Genomic DNA, 18,526 nt, shown 5'->3' with positions numbered 1-18,526 from the left:
AGTCGCTATTTTAAAGGATTTACGCCTGCTCTTCCCGTGCTTATATTGATTTATAGCGGATTTCTTGCCGATACCTGCGGGCCTGGTGCTGGTTTATTCGATTTGTACCTGCCCCTGGGCGATTTCCCTGACTCTGCCGCCTACCCGTATCGCTTGATCTTTTGTCACCTCAAGATATAAGCGGCAAGGCCGCCCCATCTGTACACCCTGGGCAATCACCATGCTGACCGGCACATCCCGCCCCTGCGCCATCCACCAGCCACCCAGGTTGGCACAAGCGGAACCGGTGCCAGGGTCTTCGCTAAAGCCACCATCCTGCCTGGCAAAGACGTAACGCGCAGTGACCGGTCTGTGCCCTGCATTTGGCGCTGTTGCTGCATCAAAGGCAAACACATAGGCCATCCTGCGACCTACCCGGTTGGCTGGCCATATTGCCAATTGCGCACTGTCCGGCTGTACTTTGGCCACGGCAGTGGCAGACTTCAGCGGCACCAGCAATTGTTCGCTGCCGGTATTCACCCATACCGGGTCGGACAGTAAATCAGATTCCTGCAAACCCAGCATGCCTGCCACCTGCGCGGGTGACAGTTCACAAGGCCGGGTCAGTACCTGACCACGCTGTACTTCACCACGATGCGGTGCCACCAGGATCCAGATGCCCTGCTGATCCAGCATCATCGGAATCAGGCCCGCCTTGCATTCCAGGGCAAACTGCGTATCGCCTTGCAACTGCTGGACGACGTGGGCCGTACCCAGGCTGGGATGACCGGCAAAGGCCATTTCCATGTCCGGCGTGAAAATACGCATCCTGGCGCTGGCACCGGCCTGCTCTGGCGGCAGGATGAAACTGGTTTCCGACAAATTGAATTGTTTTGCCAGCGCCAGCATTTCGGCATCCGTCAAGCCGTCTGCCTGCTCAAACACACACAGGGGATTACCGCCAAACTGGCTTTCAGCAAACACATTCACCAGACGGAAAGCATACTTCCTCATGCCATGGCCGCCTTGGCATGGGCAACATTGACTTCTGCCGGCAACAGCACATTGTTTTTCACTGCCGTCAATTCAGCCAGGATGGAAATGGCGATTTCAGCCGGCGTCTTACTACCTATATACAAACCTATGGGTCCATGCAATTTGGCCAGGTCGGCATCGGTCAGATCAAATTCCTTCAGTCTTTCCCGGCGCTTGGCGTTGTTGACGCGGGAACCAATGGCACCAACATAGAACGCCTCGGATTTCAGGGCTTCCATCAGGGCCAGGTCATCCAGCTTGGGATCATGCGTCAGGGCCACGACCGCGCTGCGGCTGTCGAGTTGCATGTCCAGTATCAGGTCATCCGGCATGGCGTGGACCAGTTTGACGCCATCCACCTGCCAGCCATTGGTATATTCTTCACGCGGATCGCAAACGATCACCTGATAATCCATACCCAGCGCAATACTGGACAGGAAGCGCGACAACTGCCCGGCACCAATGATCAGCAGCCGCCAGCGCGGGCCATGCACGGTCAACAGCATGTCATCGCTTGCCACCAACTGCTGCGCGGGCGTAGCCGTATCCAGCCTGACTTCGCCGGTGCGCAGATCCAGTTGCCGGGACAGCAGTTCATGCTGTTCCAGCCTTTGCAACAATTCGCTGATACGGCTGCGGGCAGAAAGTGGCTCTATGCACAACTGTATGGTACCGCCGCAGGGCAGACCAAAACGATGGGCTTCGTCAGCGGTGATGCCATAGGTGACCAGTTCCGGCAGTTCCCGCACAATACCTTCGCGCTGCACGCGTTCTATCAGGTCATCTTCTATGCAGCCACCCGATACCGAACCAACCACCTGCCCATTGCTGCCTATCGCCAGCGTCGCGCCTTCGGGTCTGGGGCTGGAACCCCAGGTTTTGACGACAGTCACCAGTTCACAGGCCATGCCGGCACGTATCCAGGCATCACAGGTTTTCAATACTTCGAGGTCAATACTATCCATTGCTTTACATTCAAAATTAAGGAGCTGCTTGCCGTGCCCATGCACAAAAGTGTCAACATACCAGAATATTGTCTTACATGCAGCGCCGGAGATCTCCATTACACCGGTATGACATCTGTATGACATTTAGAGGACTTAGACGAGATTCTTTGCATTACAATGCCTGCCAAACCTATGTACTGGAGGCCACTTGTCAACAATTAAACAAAAAATAGCAGCCATACCGGAAGGTGCTGGTGCCCTGTTTTTCATACAGATTTTCGCCACACTGGGTTTCGCCGTCTTGTATTCCACCCTGGTGTTATATGCCACCAAGAAGCTGAACTTCACTACCAAGGATGCAACTGCCATCATGGGCGTGTTTGGCGCATTCAATTATGGCCTGCATCTGTTTGGCGGCTATCTGGCGGGCCGGTTCATCAGTAACCGCAACCTGTTTGTCGGTGGCATGGTGTTGCAAGTCATCGGTTGTGCCACCATTTCCATCGGTACATCCGGCATGCTGTACTGGGGCCTGGCTTTCTTCCTGACTGGCAGTGGCTTGAATGTCACCTGCCTGAACCTGATGCTGACCCAGCGCTTCAAACCGGAAGACAATCGCCGCGAAAGTGCCTTCCTGTGGAATTATGCCGGGATGAATCTGGGTTTTTTCATCGGCTTCACTGCAGCCGGCTATTACCAGTTGCTGGAAGATTATTACAGCCTGTTCATTTTTGCCACCATAGGCAATTTCATGGCGATCGTGCTGGCAGCCCTCAACTGGCGCGTCCTTTCTGATCTGAACACAACGCTGCTGGATGCAACACCGCGCCAATTCCGCTGGCGCTTCCTGGTGGGCCTGCTGGTCATGGCGGGCCTGGTCCCGCTGGTCGAATTCATGTTGCACAGGGCAGAAGGCACCGGCGATCTTGTGATGATAATCAGCGTCATCATCGGCCTGATCCTGACTGCCCTGACCGTCGTTCATAAAGATGAGCGCGAACGCAAGAATATGTCCGCCTATCTCATGCTGACCCTGGGTTCACTGGTATTCTGGACTTTGTATCAGATGGCCCCGATGGGCTTGCAGCTGTTCGCCGTCAACAATGTAGACCGCATGGTCTGGGGCTATGAAGTTGCACCGCAGTGGATACAAAATATCAACAGCTTCGTCATCATGTTTGGCGGTCCGCTGATGGCCATGCTGTTTGACAAGCTGCGCGCACGCGGCTGGAATATTGATGTCCCGCGCCAGTTTTCTGCCGCCCTGATATTGATAGGTATCGCTTTTCTGGTGCTGCCGCTGGGTATACAAACGGCAGCCGCCAATGGCCTGGTCGCCTTCAAATGGATCTTCATCAGTTATCTGCTGCAAAGCGTGGCCGAATTGCTGATCTCACCCATAGGTTATGCCATGATAGGCAAACTGGCCCCGCGCCAGTATCAGGGTGTGATGATGGGGTCCTGGATGTTGGTGACCGGAACAGCCTCCATCCTGTCCAGCAAATTTTCCGGTCTGATACCGGAAGCGACCGAAGGCCTGCCTTCCCTGACCAATCCTACCTACCACTACATCTTTTCGGTTCTGGGCTGGGGCAGCGTCGGTGTCGGCATCGTGCTGGTCGCCCTGATCCCGGTATTGCGCAAGCTGATTACCGATGGCCCAGGGAAGAAAGCAAAAGCCTGAACCACATTCTGCCCTGCCCCTATCGTGGCAAATCAAGGCAAATCAGGGCAAGCTGAGATGAATTATTCTGCAATGGGCGTGAAGCGCTGCACTTTCACCCCATTGATTTCCAGCGTTTCAAAGAACACTGCCTTGGGCCGGGTCCAGATGCTGCCGTCATGTGAACGATAGACGATCACCGGGCTCAAATCAGATTCCTGCGTCGCTTCGCATACCAGTTCGTAAATACCACCCTTGTAGTGGCGGTAGCGCTGTACCTTTGCCCTGTTGGCAGCGACATTTTTGCCCGTCTTTGCGGGTACCACCTCAGCCAATGGTCCGGCACTTTGCTGCTTCAGAAAGGCAGGTACCTTGGCTGCCGTCAGTTTGTTCACATCTTGCAGCAGGCGTGGGTCTATGCCATTAAAGCCATAGCGTTCACCGAGTTCAGTGGCAATCCGCAGCATGAGTTTGGAGGCCACTTCAGCATCTGCTTCCGCCCTGTGGGCCGAACCTTTAAAGCGTATGCCCAGCGACGACGCCAGCGGCCCCAGGGAATAACTGCCCAACCCCGGAAATACGCGACGCGACAGTTTCACCGAACAGATGACGCCATCGTAAGATGGCCACAAGCCCAGGCGATCACTTTCTGCCAGCAAAAATTTCTCGTCAAAACTGGCATTATGGGCTGCCAGCACATCGCTACCGATAAATTCCAGCAGTTCGGGCATGACTTCCGATACTGGTGGCGCATGGTCCACCATGGATTGGGTAATACCTGTCAATTCGGTAATGAAGTACGGTATGCGCACACGGCAATTGATCAGGGATACATAGCGATCCACGATTTCACCACCTTCTATACGCAAGGCGGCCACTTCTGTCACACGTCCGCCCTGCTCTGGCGTCATGCCGGAAGTTTCAAAGTCAATCATCACTACTGGTTTTTCAAACATCATTTTTTTCACTGGCGGGAACTAATCAATATCAATACAATCTATTTACAGGTCGCGTCAATAAAAACATGCGAAAGCGGCCCCGGAGCTGCTCTATCTTGCTCCAGTCTCCTGACTTATCCTGATGACCGTATTGTAAACGCTGGCCGATCTGGCCCAGTCTTTACACTCATTTTGTCATCCAACAGCATTTGGCACTTCTTGGCTGACATCGTCGCCACCGTCTGTCCATCCTATGCGCGATGTATCCATCATCATGCATGCAGCAATGAACAGGCAGCGCGCAGGCAGCACATTGTGTTTGTTAACTATGATAAATAAAATCTTTGACTTGTTTTCGCTCCCGACACGGGATTTATTACGCGATCTGATCTATCGCCGTTTGTGGACATCGATACTAATCAGTTCCTTCGGTGCCCAGGTCACCATGCTGGCATTGCCACTCACAGCGGCGATACTATTGCACGCCAGTCCTTCGCAAATGGGTGTACTGACCTTTATGGAAGTGCTGCCCTTTGTCTTGCTGTCCCTGCCATCCGGCGTGCTGCTGGACCGGGTGCGCAAGCTGCCGGTATATATCGTTGGTGAAATCACGATATCGCTGGCGGTTGCCAGTGTGCCGCTGGCATGGTGGCTGGGTTATCTGAGCATGAGCTGGCTGTATGTGGTTGGCTTCATGATAGGCATGGTCAACACTACCGCCGGCTCAGCCTCACAAATCGTGCTGACGCAAATCGTACCGCGTGACCGGCTGGTTGAAGCCCATGCCAAAAATGCCCTGGCCACATCCGGGGCTGAAGTCGCCGGCCCGGCCACCGCCGGGGCCCTGATTAAATTAATGGGTGCACCGCTGGCCTTGCTGGCAGATGCCCTGCTGTTGCTGACATCTGCCGTCATCTTGCGCGGCATCCATATCAATGAAGTACGTCAGCCACGGGAAGACGCGCATTTCTGGCGCGACCTGAAGGCTGGGCTGTCCTTTGTCACCAATAAGCCCTTGCTGATCGCACTGGCAATGACGGTCGGCGGCTGGCAACTTTGTTATAACGCTGCCCTGGTGGTGCAGATTTTATTTGCCACGCGTGAACTGGGCCTGTCCGAACAGGCCATCGGCCTGAGTTACATGGGCATGGGTATAGGTACCATTATTGCCAGTGTGTATGGCTATCGCATCAGCCGCCGTCTTGGCTCTGGCCCCTGCATGGTGCTGGGGGTAGCCGTCTGCGGGGTGGGCTGGAGCTTGCTGGCGCTGGCACCGGCCAATAATTGGGGTATCGCTGCCTTTAGCTTCATGCTGATGTGCTTTTCCATCGGTGGTGTACTGATTTTTATTAACTTCCTGGCATTGCGCCAGGCAGTGACGCCCGAAGCCATGCTGGGACGCATGACCAGCACCATGCGCTGGCTGATCCTGATACCGGCCGGCCCCGGCGCGCTGATCGGTGGCTGGATGGGCGAACACCTGGGCCTGCGTTATTCGCTGGGTTTTGCCGGTGCCAGCGCCCTGTTGCTGGCGTATATTGCCGGTAGAAACCCGATAATCCGGGGCATTACTGCCCTGCCAACACTCAGTAAACAGGAAGAGATGCAGCAAGTGTGATCACGGCATTGCAAATTGACGGAAAAAAGCGAGATAATGCGCGATTATTTATGTTTTTTCATCGGCCTTTTCCGGCAGTCAGGAGACGGGATGGGCCGGTAATTCGCCAGGCTGAAAAAATATCCGCCTTTTTCTACCTCAATTTGACAACAATACAGGTACACCAATGCCAAAAGAAATGTCAGCCGCCAGTTCCAAGCCCGGGTTTAAACCCTACATCCCCGATTCGGCCGAATTGCCCGAATTGACCGCACGCGCCCTTATCATGGGCGTGGTGCTGGGGATGATCTTCGGTGCGTCTTCACTTTATCTGGTTCTTAAAGTTGGCCTGACTGTCAGCGCCTCGATCCCGGTCGCGGTGATCGCCATTACCCTGTTCCGGCTCAGCAATAAACTGGGTGCCAAAGACGCCACCATCCTGGAAAACAGTATTACCCAGACTGCCGGTTCGGCGGGTGAATCCCTGGCCTTTGGTCTGGGTGTGACCATGCCAGCGATTCTGATTCTGGGTTTTGATCTGGAAATCTCGCGTGTGATGCTGGTTGGCTGCCTTGGTGGCCTGCTGGGTATTTTGCTGATGATCCCCATGCGCAGAACCATGATCGTGGAAAAACACGATGAGCTGAAATACCCGGAAGGCACGGCCTGCGCCGAGGTATTAAAGGCAGCCGCAACGGATTCATCGCGCGAAGCAGCCGGTGAAAAAAATAACCCGAATGCGCTGGATGATGCCAGCAAACGCGCTGCCATTATCTTTGGCGGCTTTGGTATCGGCCTGCTCTACAAAATCGCCAACGTCGCATTGAAAGGCTGGAAAGATACGCCCGAAGTCGTGTTTGGTGCGCCACTGAAAGGCGGCTCGCTGGGTGCGGAAGTATCGCCAGAATTGCTGGGTGTTGGTTACATCATCGGCCCGCGCATTGCTGCCGTCATGGCTGCAGGTGGCGTCATGTCTTACCTGCTGCTGATCCCCATGATCAAGTTTTTTGGTGATGCATTGAGTGTGCCCCTGGCCCCCGGCAACAAGCTCATCAGCCAGATGAGCGCGCATGATGTCCGCGGTGCCTACATTCTGTACATAGGCGCCGGGGCAGTTGCTGCCGGTGGTTTGATCAGCCTGGTGCGTGCCATGCCGACCATCTGGCGCAGCCTGTCGGCTGGCTTGTCTGGCCTGGGCAAGGGTGCGGCTGCCGTCACTGCACCAGTTCGTACCGACCAGGATATACCGATGAAATGGGTGGTCATCGGTGCGTTGGCGATCATCGCCATCATCACGTTTGCCACGCCGCTGCACATGAACTTCCTGGGTGCCTTGCTGATCCTGGTATTCGGCTTCCTGTTTGCGACCGTGTCTTCCCGTCTGACAGGTGAAATCGGCTCTTCTTCCAACCCCATCTCTGGCATGACGGTGGCGACCCTGCTGTTCACTTGCCTGATTTTCCTCATCATGGGCTGGACTGGTGGTCAATACTATGTCACTGCCCTGTCTGTCGGCGCTATCGTCTGTATCGCTTCCAGCAATGCCGGTACCACCTCGCAGGATTTGAAGACCGGCTACATTGTCGGCTCCACCCCGCGCCTGCAACAGTATGCGATTCTGGCTGGCGCGCTTTCTTCTGCCCTGATCCTTGGCCCTATCCTGCTGAAACTGAATGATTCCGGCACCGTGTATGTACCGGCAGCCCAGGTCGCCCCGGCGCTGGTGACCGATGTCTCCAAACTGACCGACACCGCTCAACTGCAAGGCCCGCAGGCCGAAACCGACAAAGGCACCTACAAGGTCTGGCACAAGAATGACAATGTGGGTGGCCCAGCCGGTAAATACTTTGTCGACAATGCTGGCAAAGCAGTGTATCTGGTTGACCCGGGTATCAACGGTGCTTACAACAAGCGCCCTGACGGTACTGAAGTCAAGAAATATGATGCGCCGAAAGCCGTGCTGATGTCTTACATCATCAAGGGCATACTGGATCGTCAACTGCCATGGACCCTGGTCTTGTTTGGCGTGATGATTGCCGTCGTGCTGGAAATGGCAGGCATACCGTCGCTGGCCTTTGCCGTCGGCGTGTATCTGCCACTGTCTTCGTCTGCCCCGCTGTTCGTTGGTGGCATGATACGCTGGGCAGTGGATCGTCGGAATAGCAAGCTGGAACACAATCAGCACCTGAGCGAAGATGAGAAACAGGCTGCTGGCGACCGCAGCTCAGGCGTCCTGCTGTCTTCCGGCTACATCGCTGGCGGTGCACTGGCAGGTATCGTGATTGCCTTTACCGCAGGTATATTGACAGATTTCGACAAGAAAATAGGTGACTGGGCAACGGTCAACAATCCTTTCTTTGAAGGGGCGAATGCCGATGCACTGTCACTGATCCCTTACGTGTTGATCGCATTTGCACTGTACTGGGTCGCCCGCGAAAAGAAAGCCAGCTAAACCGGTAAATCAATAAGCTGTTCCTGATTTCGATTCAAGAAAAAAGACAGGGTCTGAATGCCAGGTGCGATCAGACCCTTTTTTCTTGGCTATCCTGTGGCAAGCGGGCCATTGGAAGTACAATATCCGTCAATAATTTATACTGGAACCACCATGTCAGCACCCCACACCGCCGTCGATTGCAAGAATCAGCCCGTAGTCGTCGGTGACATCGTCCGCGTCGTCAACCTGGACAAGCAATTTATCAAGAGTTTCCCGCCAGATGAACGCATCCTGATCGAATCAATGATAGGCCAGTTCTTCAAGGTCATCGACCTGGATGAAGAAGGCCAGCCTTGCGTAGTCCGCGAATGGCATGACGAACACGGCATCATGCAGACCCATGTGATTGCGCTGGATTCGGAAGATATGGAAAAAATTTGAGCAGCCGTAGCTGCTCATTTCAATTTACCCCAGATGGCTTGCTATCAGCGGATATAGTCAAACAGCGACAGACCAGATGTCTTGACGAATGACTGCTGGGCTGCCTGCAAGGTGGTTTGCTGCTGGTTCAGTTCGGTAATGGCCTTGGCGTAATCAAGATCAAGCAAGGCTGACAGATCCTGCTTGTAGGACACACCCTTGGCATCGCCTTCGCTATCGAGGTCATCGATTTCTTTCAGGCTGGTACCCAGTTGGGCGCGCGCCGTCAGCACATTATTCAGTGACTTGTCGATATTATTGTTGCCCTGGGTCAGCGCTGCATTCAGGTCTTTTTTGGCAGCGACCGTATTGGCTGGCGTGTTCAGTGCAGTGATGATGTCAGTCAGCGTCTCAAACAGATTCTGGTTACCGGGCTGTACCGAGAACTTGTCGCCCGGTCCAGGTGCCGCCACAGGCGGACCACCGGCATTAGTGACCTGCATATCGATACCATCAAAAGTGATGGTTGCACCGCTGACGTAAGGGGTCAGTGGGACAACCACGGCACCCGTGGTTTTATTGGTCACGGTAAAAGAAGTGCCAAGATTATCGAATGCAACTTCGTAGTTGTTGCCGGTCAAATTTCCTGACGTGGGTACATTGATCGAAGCAGTAGCCAGTGCAGTGCCGACATTCGAGGGATTGGACTGTACATTGAACTGCCCGGGGGACGTGCGTATATTTTCAAAAATTGCCGTACCAGCCCCACTCAGCGGGATTTGCCGGGACGTATCCACCTGCAAATACCGTTGTCCCTGATCACCGTTGTAAGTCGCGCCACCCAGTTTTTTGCTGTACGGCGCAACGGTCGTCGCGAAACCGGAAAACAGGTAATTGCCAGTACCGTCAGTGGAATTGGCCAGGCCCATCAACTGGTCCAGATTACCTTGCAGTTCTTGTGCGACATAACCGCGTTCAGCATCAGAAAAAGTACCGTTGCCAGCTTCGACTATCAGTGACTTGATATTGTGCATGGTGTCAGTCACATTCGACAACACGCTCTCTGACACGCTGAGATTGTTTTTTGCACTTTGACGGTTGGTCGCGAATTGGGTATTCAGCGAATCAGACTGAGAAATCACCAGGGCACGGGCCGATGCAATGGGGTCATCTTCCGGTGTCAATACGCGTCTGCCAGCAGCGATTTGTTGCTGGGTCTTGTTCAAACCGACCTGAAGATCGCTGATCCTGGCGCCGCCAGATTCATAAATGGTACTCGTACTGATACGCATGATAGCCTCTATCCACCCAATTGAAGCAGGGAGTCAAACAATGTACTTGCAATTTGCATCAATTTGCCTGCCGCCTGGTAAGCCTGTTGATAGCGCAATAAATTCGTCGCTTCTTCATCCAGATTAACACCTGACTCCGACTGTTGTGCGGTTACCGCCTGGGTCAACAGCTTGCCTTCCGAATCACTGGTGATTTTTAATTCATTGGCCTTGTTACCCACCGCGCTGACAAACTGGGCATAAGCACCCTGGAAAGTCGTGGTCTTGCCGGCCAGGGTATTTTGTGTTTGCAGACTGCTCAGTAAAACGGCATTACGGTTATCGCCTGAACCATTGGTATTGGGAGCAACATCAAACACGTCACCATTTGCCGGATTACCCGACAATGAAAAACTGATGCCGTTGTAACTGATGGTCGCGCCAGTCGTATATGGAATTGCTGTACCGGCTGGATAGGTCGTCGATTTACCATTATTGGTGACCGTCACATTCGCCGTAGCCGGGAACCCTGTCAGGGTATTACCCGCAGAATTGTAGGTCAACCTTGTCGCCGCCACCGGCAAAGCGGCCGCCAGGGTAAAGGTGTCGCCATTCGCAGGTGGCGTGGCACCATCGCTGACAGCAAAACTGACACCACTGAAACTGATCGTCGCGCCACTGGTGTACGGCACAGTGGCCGGCGGTGGATAAGTGGTCGTGACCGCACCAACCTTGACCGAAACGGTCGCCCCCGCCGGGAAGCCGGAAATCGTATTCGCAGCAAAAGTCAGCGTGACCGGCGCAGCCAGGGTCGTGCCGACATAGGAATCATCGGTGGTAGCCGCGCTGATGGTTGCAGTCGCAGAAGTGCTGCCAGATGCCACCAGGGAATTGGTAACGCCGACGCTGACCTGGCCAGTACCCGTATTGGTGGTCGGGAAAGACGTTGTCACTGTCGCCGCAGCTGCCAGTTTTGCCGGGTCCGTGATGGCGATCGCTATGCTGGAACCGCCGGCCGCTGTCGGCCTGATCAGGAATTCATCACCAGCATTCGGTGCTGCTGCCGCAGGTGGTGGTGCCAGTTGGAAGTTCACCCCATCCATCTTCAATGGCAAGGTAGCCGAAGTCTGTGTTGCACCATCCGACAGGCGGGTAATTTTGTAGTTACCGCCGATAAACTGCAGGCGGTAATCACTGGTCGTCAGCGCGCTGGCGTCGGTAATCGATGCATTGATGGCGGCGGTAGAGGTATTCAGGGCACTCGGTGTCGATATTGGAGTGCCTATCGTAAAGAAGTTACCACCGGCTTGCCCGTTCAGGTCCAGCCCCAGCTTTTGCTGATTATTGAAATCCGTCGCCAGACCTATCGAGATACGACCTAAGGAATTGCGGGCAGCATCGAGCGTGCTGGCGCGAAAATCAAACAAGCCGCCAAGCTTGCCGCCAGCAAAACTGTTTTCTGGCAACAAGACCGACGTCCCATTTGACACATACGATACTTCGGAACGGCTAGGATCAGTCAAGGATTGGCTGACCGACAATTGATTGACAATGCTGCCCAATACCAATGGCTGGCCATTGCCGATAAATACATTGTATTTGGCACCCTGTGGCACCACACTGACCTTGGTCAGTTGGCTTAAATTAGTAATCAGTTGATCACGCTGATCCAGCAAATCATTCGGGCCACTACCGTTGCCACTCACGCCCTGCGCTTTTTCAATGACATCGTTCAGGTTAGCCAGCTCGGTTGCATAGCCGTTGATGGAACCAACCACGGATGAAATCTGGCCATTCACATCGGAAGATATCTGGTCCAACCTGCCCTGCAAGCTATTCAAACGTCCCGTCAGCGACTCACCAGCCGACAAAGCGGCCTGACGCGCTGCAGCACCGGCAGTACCATTCGGGCTGGATGCCAGATTCTGGAATGCCTTGAAGAAGTCCTGCAATGCAGGTGTCACGCCTGCGGTAGGGTCAGCAACCAGGTTATTGATCGAACTGATTTGCGAATAATACACATCGGCCTGATTCTTGGCAGACTGGGAAGAATTCACCTGTCCAGCCAGGAAAGAATTGTATTGGCGCTGTATGTCGGTGACGGAAACGCCCTGTCCGACAAATGAACCGCCCAGATTCTGGGGTGCATTGGCGGCTTGCAAGACAACCTGGCGGTTATAACCTGGAGTTGACGCATTGGCAATATTATGCCCGGTCGTCGCTATACCCAACTGCGCCGCAGACAAGGCCGATTGCCCGATGCCAAAAATATTTGAACCCATAATTGAACCTGCTTTTTTGCTAAGTTAGCCGCCTGTCGTGGCTGATCTCTGTCTGGAAGAACAAACAATGTCTATGCCAACAGATACCAGCACACCTCGTGCCATCAATCATGTTTTCGGTGCGTTTCGCCAAAACTTTAATCTGATGCACTTTCACAGGGGAAACTTAAGTTGAAAGAGACTGCTTGATGATTTTTGTCAGCTTGTTAGCATACTCAGGATCAGTGGCATACCCTGCTTTTTGCAAGCCATAAGCAAAACTTGTTGCATCTTTCGCGTTAGCCATGACATTTTCATAACGCGGATTCTTGGTTATCAATTTGGCATAATCCTTGAAGGCCTCGGCGTAGGAATCATAGGCCTTGAACTTTTCCACCTTGCGCTGGGCTACGCCATTCACATATTCCGTTGTTACCGCATCAACAGTTTTACCCTTCCAGCCCTTGGTGGCTTTCATGCCAAATATGTTATGACTGGCAGAGCCATCGGCAGACTTGATCTCGCGACGGCCCCAGCCACTTTCCAGCGCAGCCTGGCCCAGCATGAACTTGGCGGGAATACCGGTTTCCTGGCTGGCCTGCTCTGCATGCGCTGTCAGTTTTTCCTGGAATTCTCGTACATGGTTAGGGCCGGTGAACGCGGTCTTCGGCGCATTGGCTGGCTGCTGCTCAAATTTCAGATTGTCCAGGTAAGAGTTCAAGCCGCGTATGCTGCTGGCACCGCTGGCGCTACCTGTATTGCCGGGGGTATCCGACTCCAGCGCCTGGTTCATGGCATTGTTCGATAATTGCCTGACCAGCACATCCGCCAGGCCCACACCTTTTTTGGCCATGGTCTGTGACAATTGCTGATCCAGCATAGAGGTGTACATGCGGCTTTGTTCATTGTCCATGGGGCCATCCTGGCCACCGGCCTGGCGCATGGACTTCAGCATCATATTCATGAACAAGGCTTCAAATTGCTTGGCTGCACCCTTGATGGCATCAGGTGAATTATTTCTTGCCGATTGCTTGAGTTCGTCCAGTGATTTGCTGTCGAAGGCAGTTTTATCAGAGAAATCGGTACGGCCTATCATAACGATCCCTTAGATGATTTCCAGGTCGGCACGCAATGCGCCCGAGGCTTTGATGGCTTGCAGGATAGACAGTAAATCTTGCGGCGTCGCGCCGATTGCATTCAAGGCCTTCACCACCTCTGACAGCGAGACACCCGCCTTCAGCATCAGTAACTGACCGGGGTCCTTGGTGATGGTGACGGTGGAATTGGCGGTAGCTGCCGTTTGGCCTGCGGCCAGTGCATTCGGCTGGCTTACCGCATTATCGGTATTGATGACGACCGACAGGTTGCCATGCGCGACCGCACAGGTTTCCAGAGTCACCGCCTGGTTCATGACGATGGAACCGGTCCTGGCGTTCAGGATGACCTTGGCTGCCATTTGTGCTGGCGTGACATCGATGTTTTCCAGGTTGCCCAAAAAGGACACGCGCTGATCAGTACTGGCTGGTGCCTTGACCTGAATCACACGGCCATCCATGGCGGCAGCCGTATCCGGACCAAAGCGGCGATTGATGGCATCCACCACCCGGCTGGCGGTAGAAAAATCGGAGGTATTCAACTCCAGCTGTATGGTCGCCCCCTGGGCCACAGAATTCGGCACGGCTCTTTCCACTGTTGCCCCGCCAGAAATTTTACCCACGCCCAAATGATTGATCTGTGCCTTGCTGCCATTCGCGGCAGCGCCCACGCCACCGACCAGCACATTGCCCTGTGCCATGGCATAAATCTGGCTATCTGCACCTTTCAGCGGTGTCATCAGCAAGGTACCGCCACGCAGGCTTTTTGCATTCCCCATCGAAGACACCGTGATATCCAGCGTCTGGCCTGGTTGTGCAAATGCAGGTAAAGATGTCGTGACCATCACCGCTGCCACATTCTTCAATTGCAAACTGGTACCGACCGGGATAGTGACACCCAGTTGCTGCAACATGCTGATGATGCTTTGTACCGTAAACGGTGTTTGCGTAGTCTGGTCACCACTGCCATCCAGGCCCACGACCAGGCCGTATCCCAGCAACTGATTCTGACGCACGCCCTGTATGCCAGCCAGGTCCTTGATGCGTTCGGCATGTGCCTGTGACACCCAACCGCTACCCATGACTCCCAGCACGATGCAGAGCGCCCTGATCCATCTGGAAGATGAGGAAGCGGAGGAAGATGAGAGGGAGTTCATAAACCTGTCCTTGTCTTTCACTATAAAGGAAGGAAACTGAGGAAAAACCGGGTCAGCATGGAATTCAGCTCTGCCCTGTCCACATTCGACGTGGAACGGTATTCAAAACGTGCATCTGCCACCTGAGTGGATGCCACAACGTTACCGGCTGCAATGGTGGTGGGACTGACGACACCGGAAAAGCGAACAAATTCCGCGCCCTTGTCAAACGCCAGCTGTTTCTCGCCACTGACCAGCAAATTACCATTGGGTAGCACATCAATCACCGTCACAGCGATGGTGCCGGTAAAGTTATTGCTGGCGGCTTCAGCCCCTTTTTCATCAAATTTGGTGGACGATGACGTGGCCAGACCTGCCTGTGCGGTAGTCGTCGCTTTTACACCGAATATAGTCGGTGCAGCAAAAGCTGCCGCCCCGGATTTGCTGCCGGATGTAGCAGCCGTTTTGCCAGCAGAAGTTTTTTCGCTGATGGCAATCGTCAATACGTCCCCCACCATACGCGCCTTGGAATCTTCATACAAAGGACGATAAGTCGCTTGCTGAAAAATCGCCCCGTTGGCTTCGCGCATGGGCTTGGCAGTTTGCGCCGGCAAAGTGGTCGGCTGATGCACGATGGGTGGCGGCGTCACCGCGCAGGCAGTCAGCAGCAACAACAGCGGCAGCGGCAACAAGGTCGATAATGTGAAATTTTTCATGATGCACTCATTCATCTGTCGTCATCAATGGCTTACAGTTGTGACAGGCGTTGCAACATCTGGTCTGATGTGGTGATCGCCTTGCTATTGATTTCATAGGCGCGCTGGGTCTGTATCATGTTGACCAGCTCTTCCGCCACATTCACGTTAGAAGTTTCGACAAAAGCCTGCATCAGCAAACCCGCACCATTGGTACCCGGCGTATTGGTGCCAGGGTTACCGGATGCGGCGGTTTCCACATACAGGTTTTCACCCAGGGCCATCAGGCCGGCTGGATTAATAAAGGTCGCCAATTGCAAAGTGCCAACCTGCACCGGAGCCACCGAGCCAGGCTGGGTCACCGACACCGTGCCGTCCCGCCCCACCGTAATGGATTGTGCATTGGCCGGTATGGTGATGGCAGGCTGTATCACATAGCCGCTGGATGTCACCAATTGCCCCTGGCTATCGGTCTGGAAGGAACCATCCCTGGTATAGGCCGTGGTACCGTCTGGCATCAATACCTGGAAAAAGCCCTGCCCCTGAATCGCAACGTCCTTGCTATTGCCGGTCTGTTGCAAATTACCCTGGGTAAAAATCTTTTCTGTCGCTACCGGACGCACACCGGTACCCAGTTGCAAACCGGAAGGCAATTGTGTCTGCTGGGAACTCTGGGCGCCGGGCTGGCGTATATTCTGATATAGCAAATCTTCAAACACTGCACGTGAGCGCTTGAAACCGTTGGTGCTGACGTTGGCCAGATTATTACTCACCACGTCCATCTGCGTTTGTTGCGCATCCAGGCCAGTTTTGGCTATCCATAATGAACGTATCATTGTTCTCCCCTTTTTTCGCCTCAACGGCAAATTCTCACACTTGCCATTTTGCGGCAAAAGGCATCAACTCAAAGTCAAGATCTGACTGGCTTTACTGGCGTTATTCTCGGCATTCTGCAACAGCTTCATTTGCATTTCGAAACTGCGCGCCAGGTTAATCATGCTGACCATGGATTCCACCACATTGACATTGCTGTTTTCCAGCATGCCGCCAGCGACGGTCACAGCCGCATCCGCATCGACTGCCGTGCCATCCTTGGTTTTGAATAAACCATCGTCGCCGCGCACCAGATTATCTTCTGGCGGATTGACCAGTTTCAAGCGGCCTATGACCTGTACCGCACCGGGCTTGGTGCCCATGGGTATGGTCGATACCGTGCCATCCTTGGCAATTTCGATAGACACTTCTGGTGGTATGGTGATTGGTCCGCCATCCCCCACCAGATTCAAACCACTTTGCGTCTGCAAGATACCGTTTTCGCTGACCTTCAAACTGCCATGGCGGGTATAGGCTTCTGAACCATCTGGTTTTTCCACTGCCAGCCAGCCCTTGCCCTGCACTGCCACATCCAGCTCACGCCCGGTAACCTGCATGCTGCCGGTAGAAAAATCCGTACCGACCGTTGAATCCACCACAAAGGCCCGCGTTGGCAAACCATCACCCAGCACAGGCACGGCACGAAAAGAATCCAGCTGCGCCCGAAAGCCGGTGGTGGTCACATTCGCCAGGTTATTCGACGTCGTCGCCTGCTGTTCGAGGATGTGCTTGGCACCTGTCATCGCGGTATACACTAACCTGTCCACAACATCCTCCCTGTCTGCTTAATACGGGCCATAAAAAATCGTTTCAGCTTAGTTTCAGCTTAACTTCAGCTCATTAACGCAGGTTGACCAGCGTCTGCAATACCTGATCCTGGGTCTTGATGGTTTGCGCATTGGCCTGATACACGCGCTGGGCGGTAATCATATTGACCAGCTCACCCGTCAAATCGGTATTCGAATCTTCTGTCGCGGAGGAAGTCAGACTACCCAGGCTGCCGGAATTTGGCGCTCCTACCAGGGCAGCGCCTGAAGTTGCGGTTTCTATCCATTGGTTATCACCGGTCGATTGCAAGCCGTTCGGGTCGGTGAAATTAGCCAGCACCACCTGGGCCAGCACGGCAGTTTTACCATTGGTGTAACTACCAACGATAGTGCCATCCTTGGACGTATTGAACTTCGACAGTTTGCCGGAAGCGTATCCATCCTGGGTATTCTTGCTGACGCTGAAATCAGAACCAAACTGTGTCGTACCAGTGAAATCATATTTGATATCCACAGCAGTATTGATTGGCGTTACCGCGCCAGTACTGACCGGCACGACCAGTTGCATGGCTTTGGGGTCAGTGAGAGAAAAAGCTGGCGTTGCAACAGTCAATTTACCCAAATTATCAAAGCCGATACGACCAATAGAGTTGGCAGTTGCACCAGGACCTGCAATCAATACCCCATCCACTGTTGCAAACACATCCCATTCTATGGTGGCAGGTGCAGTAGGTGGCGTGGCCACATTCAGGTTATCCACTTTCACAAAGAAAGACTGCACCACGTGTGAGTTACCCAGACTGTCAAAGACGGCAATCGAGGTCGAGCTATCGTACGTGGTCGGATCGGTCGCGCTAAAAGCGACTGGCGTAATCACTGGTGGAATGGTAACCGGTGTCTGTGTACCAGGGACAAGCTTACGCGAATCCAGGTTCATGACCGCATTGATAACTGAGGTTTGTGCCGGCGCAATATCAGAGGTATTGATGTTAATCGGCGCAGCTGCACCGGTAGACAAAACACCCGCGGCATTGGCAACATAACCAGTTAATTGCGCCCCCTGGGCATTCACAATATTGCCAGTTTTGTCCAACTGGAACTGACCGTTACGCGAATACGTGACGGCACCATTGGTGGACATACGAAAAAAACCGCCGCCATTGATCGCGATATCGAGCGGGTTATTCGTCGAAGTGATATTTCCCTGCGTGAACTGCTGCACCACCCCGGATACCTTGGTACCAATACCCACAGTGCCGCCGGAAGAACCATTGAGCGAGTTGGCATAGACGTCAGCAAACTGCGCCTGTCCCTGTTTGAAACCGACGGTACTGGCATTGGAAATATTGTTACCAATGACGTCCAATGATTTGGAAGCAGCATTCAGTCCGCTCAAGCCTTGTTGAAAACCCATGA

General features: G+C 53.8%; 15 protein-coding genes. 4 read left to right on the top strand and 11 right to left on the bottom strand.

Annotation, left to right across the window (positions count from 1 at the left end; all coding sequences use genetic code 11):
- Positions 1-93: 93 nt before the first annotated feature.
- Together ACO0K9_RS00430 and ACO0K9_RS00425 are read right to left on the bottom strand one after the other, a co-directional pair.
- Entirely contained in the window at positions 94-993 is a 900-nt protein-coding gene (locus tag ACO0K9_RS00430; RefSeq protein ID WP_422980704.1) for a PhzF family phenazine biosynthesis protein, read from the bottom strand.
- The gene (locus ACO0K9_RS00425; RefSeq protein WP_422980703.1) at positions 990-1,979 is read right to left on the bottom strand and encodes an XdhC family protein; all 990 of its coding nucleotides are present in this window, start codon (positions 1,977-1,979) and stop codon (positions 990-992) included. The genes ACO0K9_RS00430 and ACO0K9_RS00425 overlap by 4 nt, the downstream gene beginning before the upstream one ends.
- 190 nt (positions 1,980-2,169) lie before the next feature.
- Here ACO0K9_RS00425 and ACO0K9_RS00420 point away from each other — a divergent pair, with 190 nt between their 5' ends.
- Positions 2,170-3,645: a peptide MFS transporter gene (locus ACO0K9_RS00420; protein WP_422980702.1), complete on the top strand. Its 1,476-nt coding sequence runs from the start codon at positions 2,170-2,172 to the stop codon at positions 3,643-3,645.
- A gap of 62 nt (positions 3,646-3,707) precedes the next feature.
- Here the strand turns inward: ACO0K9_RS00420 and ACO0K9_RS00415 are convergent, their stop codons facing one another.
- Complete coding sequence (locus tag ACO0K9_RS00415) at positions 3,708-4,580, bottom strand: DUF1653 domain-containing protein (RefSeq protein ID WP_422980701.1); 873 nt, start codon at positions 4,578-4,580, stop codon at positions 3,708-3,710.
- Between the two features lie 310 nt (positions 4,581-4,890).
- On the opposite strand from ACO0K9_RS00415, the gene ACO0K9_RS00410 reads away from it, so the two are divergent.
- From ACO0K9_RS00410 to ACO0K9_RS00400, 3 genes are all read left to right on the top strand, one after another.
- Entirely contained in the window at positions 4,891-6,180 is a 1,290-nt protein-coding gene (locus ACO0K9_RS00410) for an MFS transporter (RefSeq protein WP_422980700.1), read from the top strand.
- A 166-nt stretch (positions 6,181-6,346) separates the two neighbouring features.
- Positions 6,347-8,611 (top strand): OPT family oligopeptide transporter, encoded by a 2,265-nt coding sequence (locus ACO0K9_RS00405; RefSeq protein WP_422980699.1) that lies wholly within the window; start codon positions 6,347-6,349, stop codon positions 8,609-8,611.
- Between the two features lie 153 nt (positions 8,612-8,764).
- The gene (locus ACO0K9_RS00400) at positions 8,765-9,034 is read left to right on the top strand and encodes a hypothetical protein (RefSeq protein ID WP_422980698.1); all 270 of its coding nucleotides are present in this window, start codon (positions 8,765-8,767) and stop codon (positions 9,032-9,034) included.
- A gap of 44 nt (positions 9,035-9,078) precedes the next feature.
- On the opposite strand, the gene flgL is transcribed toward ACO0K9_RS00400, so the two are convergent.
- From flgL to flgE, 8 genes are all read right to left on the bottom strand, one after another.
- Entirely contained in the window at positions 9,079-10,305 is a 1,227-nt protein-coding gene (gene flgL, locus ACO0K9_RS00395; RefSeq protein WP_422980697.1) for a flagellar hook-associated protein FlgL, read from the bottom strand.
- Positions 10,306-10,313: 8 nt separating this feature from the next.
- The gene (gene flgK / locus ACO0K9_RS00390) at positions 10,314-12,566 is read right to left on the bottom strand and encodes a flagellar hook-associated protein FlgK (protein ID WP_422980696.1); all 2,253 of its coding nucleotides are present in this window, start codon (positions 12,564-12,566) and stop codon (positions 10,314-10,316) included.
- A 166-nt stretch (positions 12,567-12,732) separates the two neighbouring features.
- The gene (gene flgJ / locus ACO0K9_RS00385; protein WP_422980695.1) at positions 12,733-13,641 is read right to left on the bottom strand and encodes a flagellar assembly peptidoglycan hydrolase FlgJ; all 909 of its coding nucleotides are present in this window, start codon (positions 13,639-13,641) and stop codon (positions 12,733-12,735) included.
- A gap of 9 nt (positions 13,642-13,650) precedes the next feature.
- A complete protein-coding gene (locus ACO0K9_RS00380) occupies positions 13,651-14,721 on the bottom strand; it encodes a flagellar basal body P-ring protein FlgI (RefSeq protein ID WP_422982474.1) in 1,071 nt (356 codons plus the stop codon).
- 95 nt (positions 14,722-14,816) lie between these two features.
- The gene (locus tag ACO0K9_RS00375; RefSeq protein ID WP_422980694.1) at positions 14,817-15,491 is read right to left on the bottom strand and encodes a flagellar basal body L-ring protein FlgH; all 675 of its coding nucleotides are present in this window, start codon (positions 15,489-15,491) and stop codon (positions 14,817-14,819) included.
- A 32-nt stretch (positions 15,492-15,523) separates the two neighbouring features.
- On the bottom strand, positions 15,524-16,306 hold the full coding sequence (gene flgG / locus ACO0K9_RS00370) for a flagellar basal-body rod protein FlgG (protein ID WP_422980693.1): 783 nt from the start codon (positions 16,304-16,306) through the stop codon (positions 15,524-15,526).
- Between the two features lie 63 nt (positions 16,307-16,369).
- Positions 16,370-17,110, bottom strand: coding sequence for a flagellar basal-body rod protein FlgF (gene flgF / locus ACO0K9_RS00365; RefSeq protein WP_422980692.1), 741 nt, complete (start codon positions 17,108-17,110; stop codon positions 16,370-16,372).
- 73 nt (positions 17,111-17,183) lie between these two features.
- Complete coding sequence (gene flgE, locus ACO0K9_RS00360) at positions 17,184-18,524, bottom strand: flagellar hook protein FlgE (protein WP_422980691.1); 1,341 nt, start codon at positions 18,522-18,524, stop codon at positions 17,184-17,186.
- Positions 18,525-18,526 lie beyond the last annotated feature (2 nt).

Origin of the sequence: Undibacterium sp. Ji50W (assembly GCF_049340445.1) — a bacterium.
GTDB lineage: Bacteria > Pseudomonadota > Gammaproteobacteria > Burkholderiales > Burkholderiaceae_D > Undibacterium.
The sequence above is the reverse complement of the archived record's forward strand: the minus strand, read 5'-3'. Positions and strand labels throughout refer to the sequence as shown.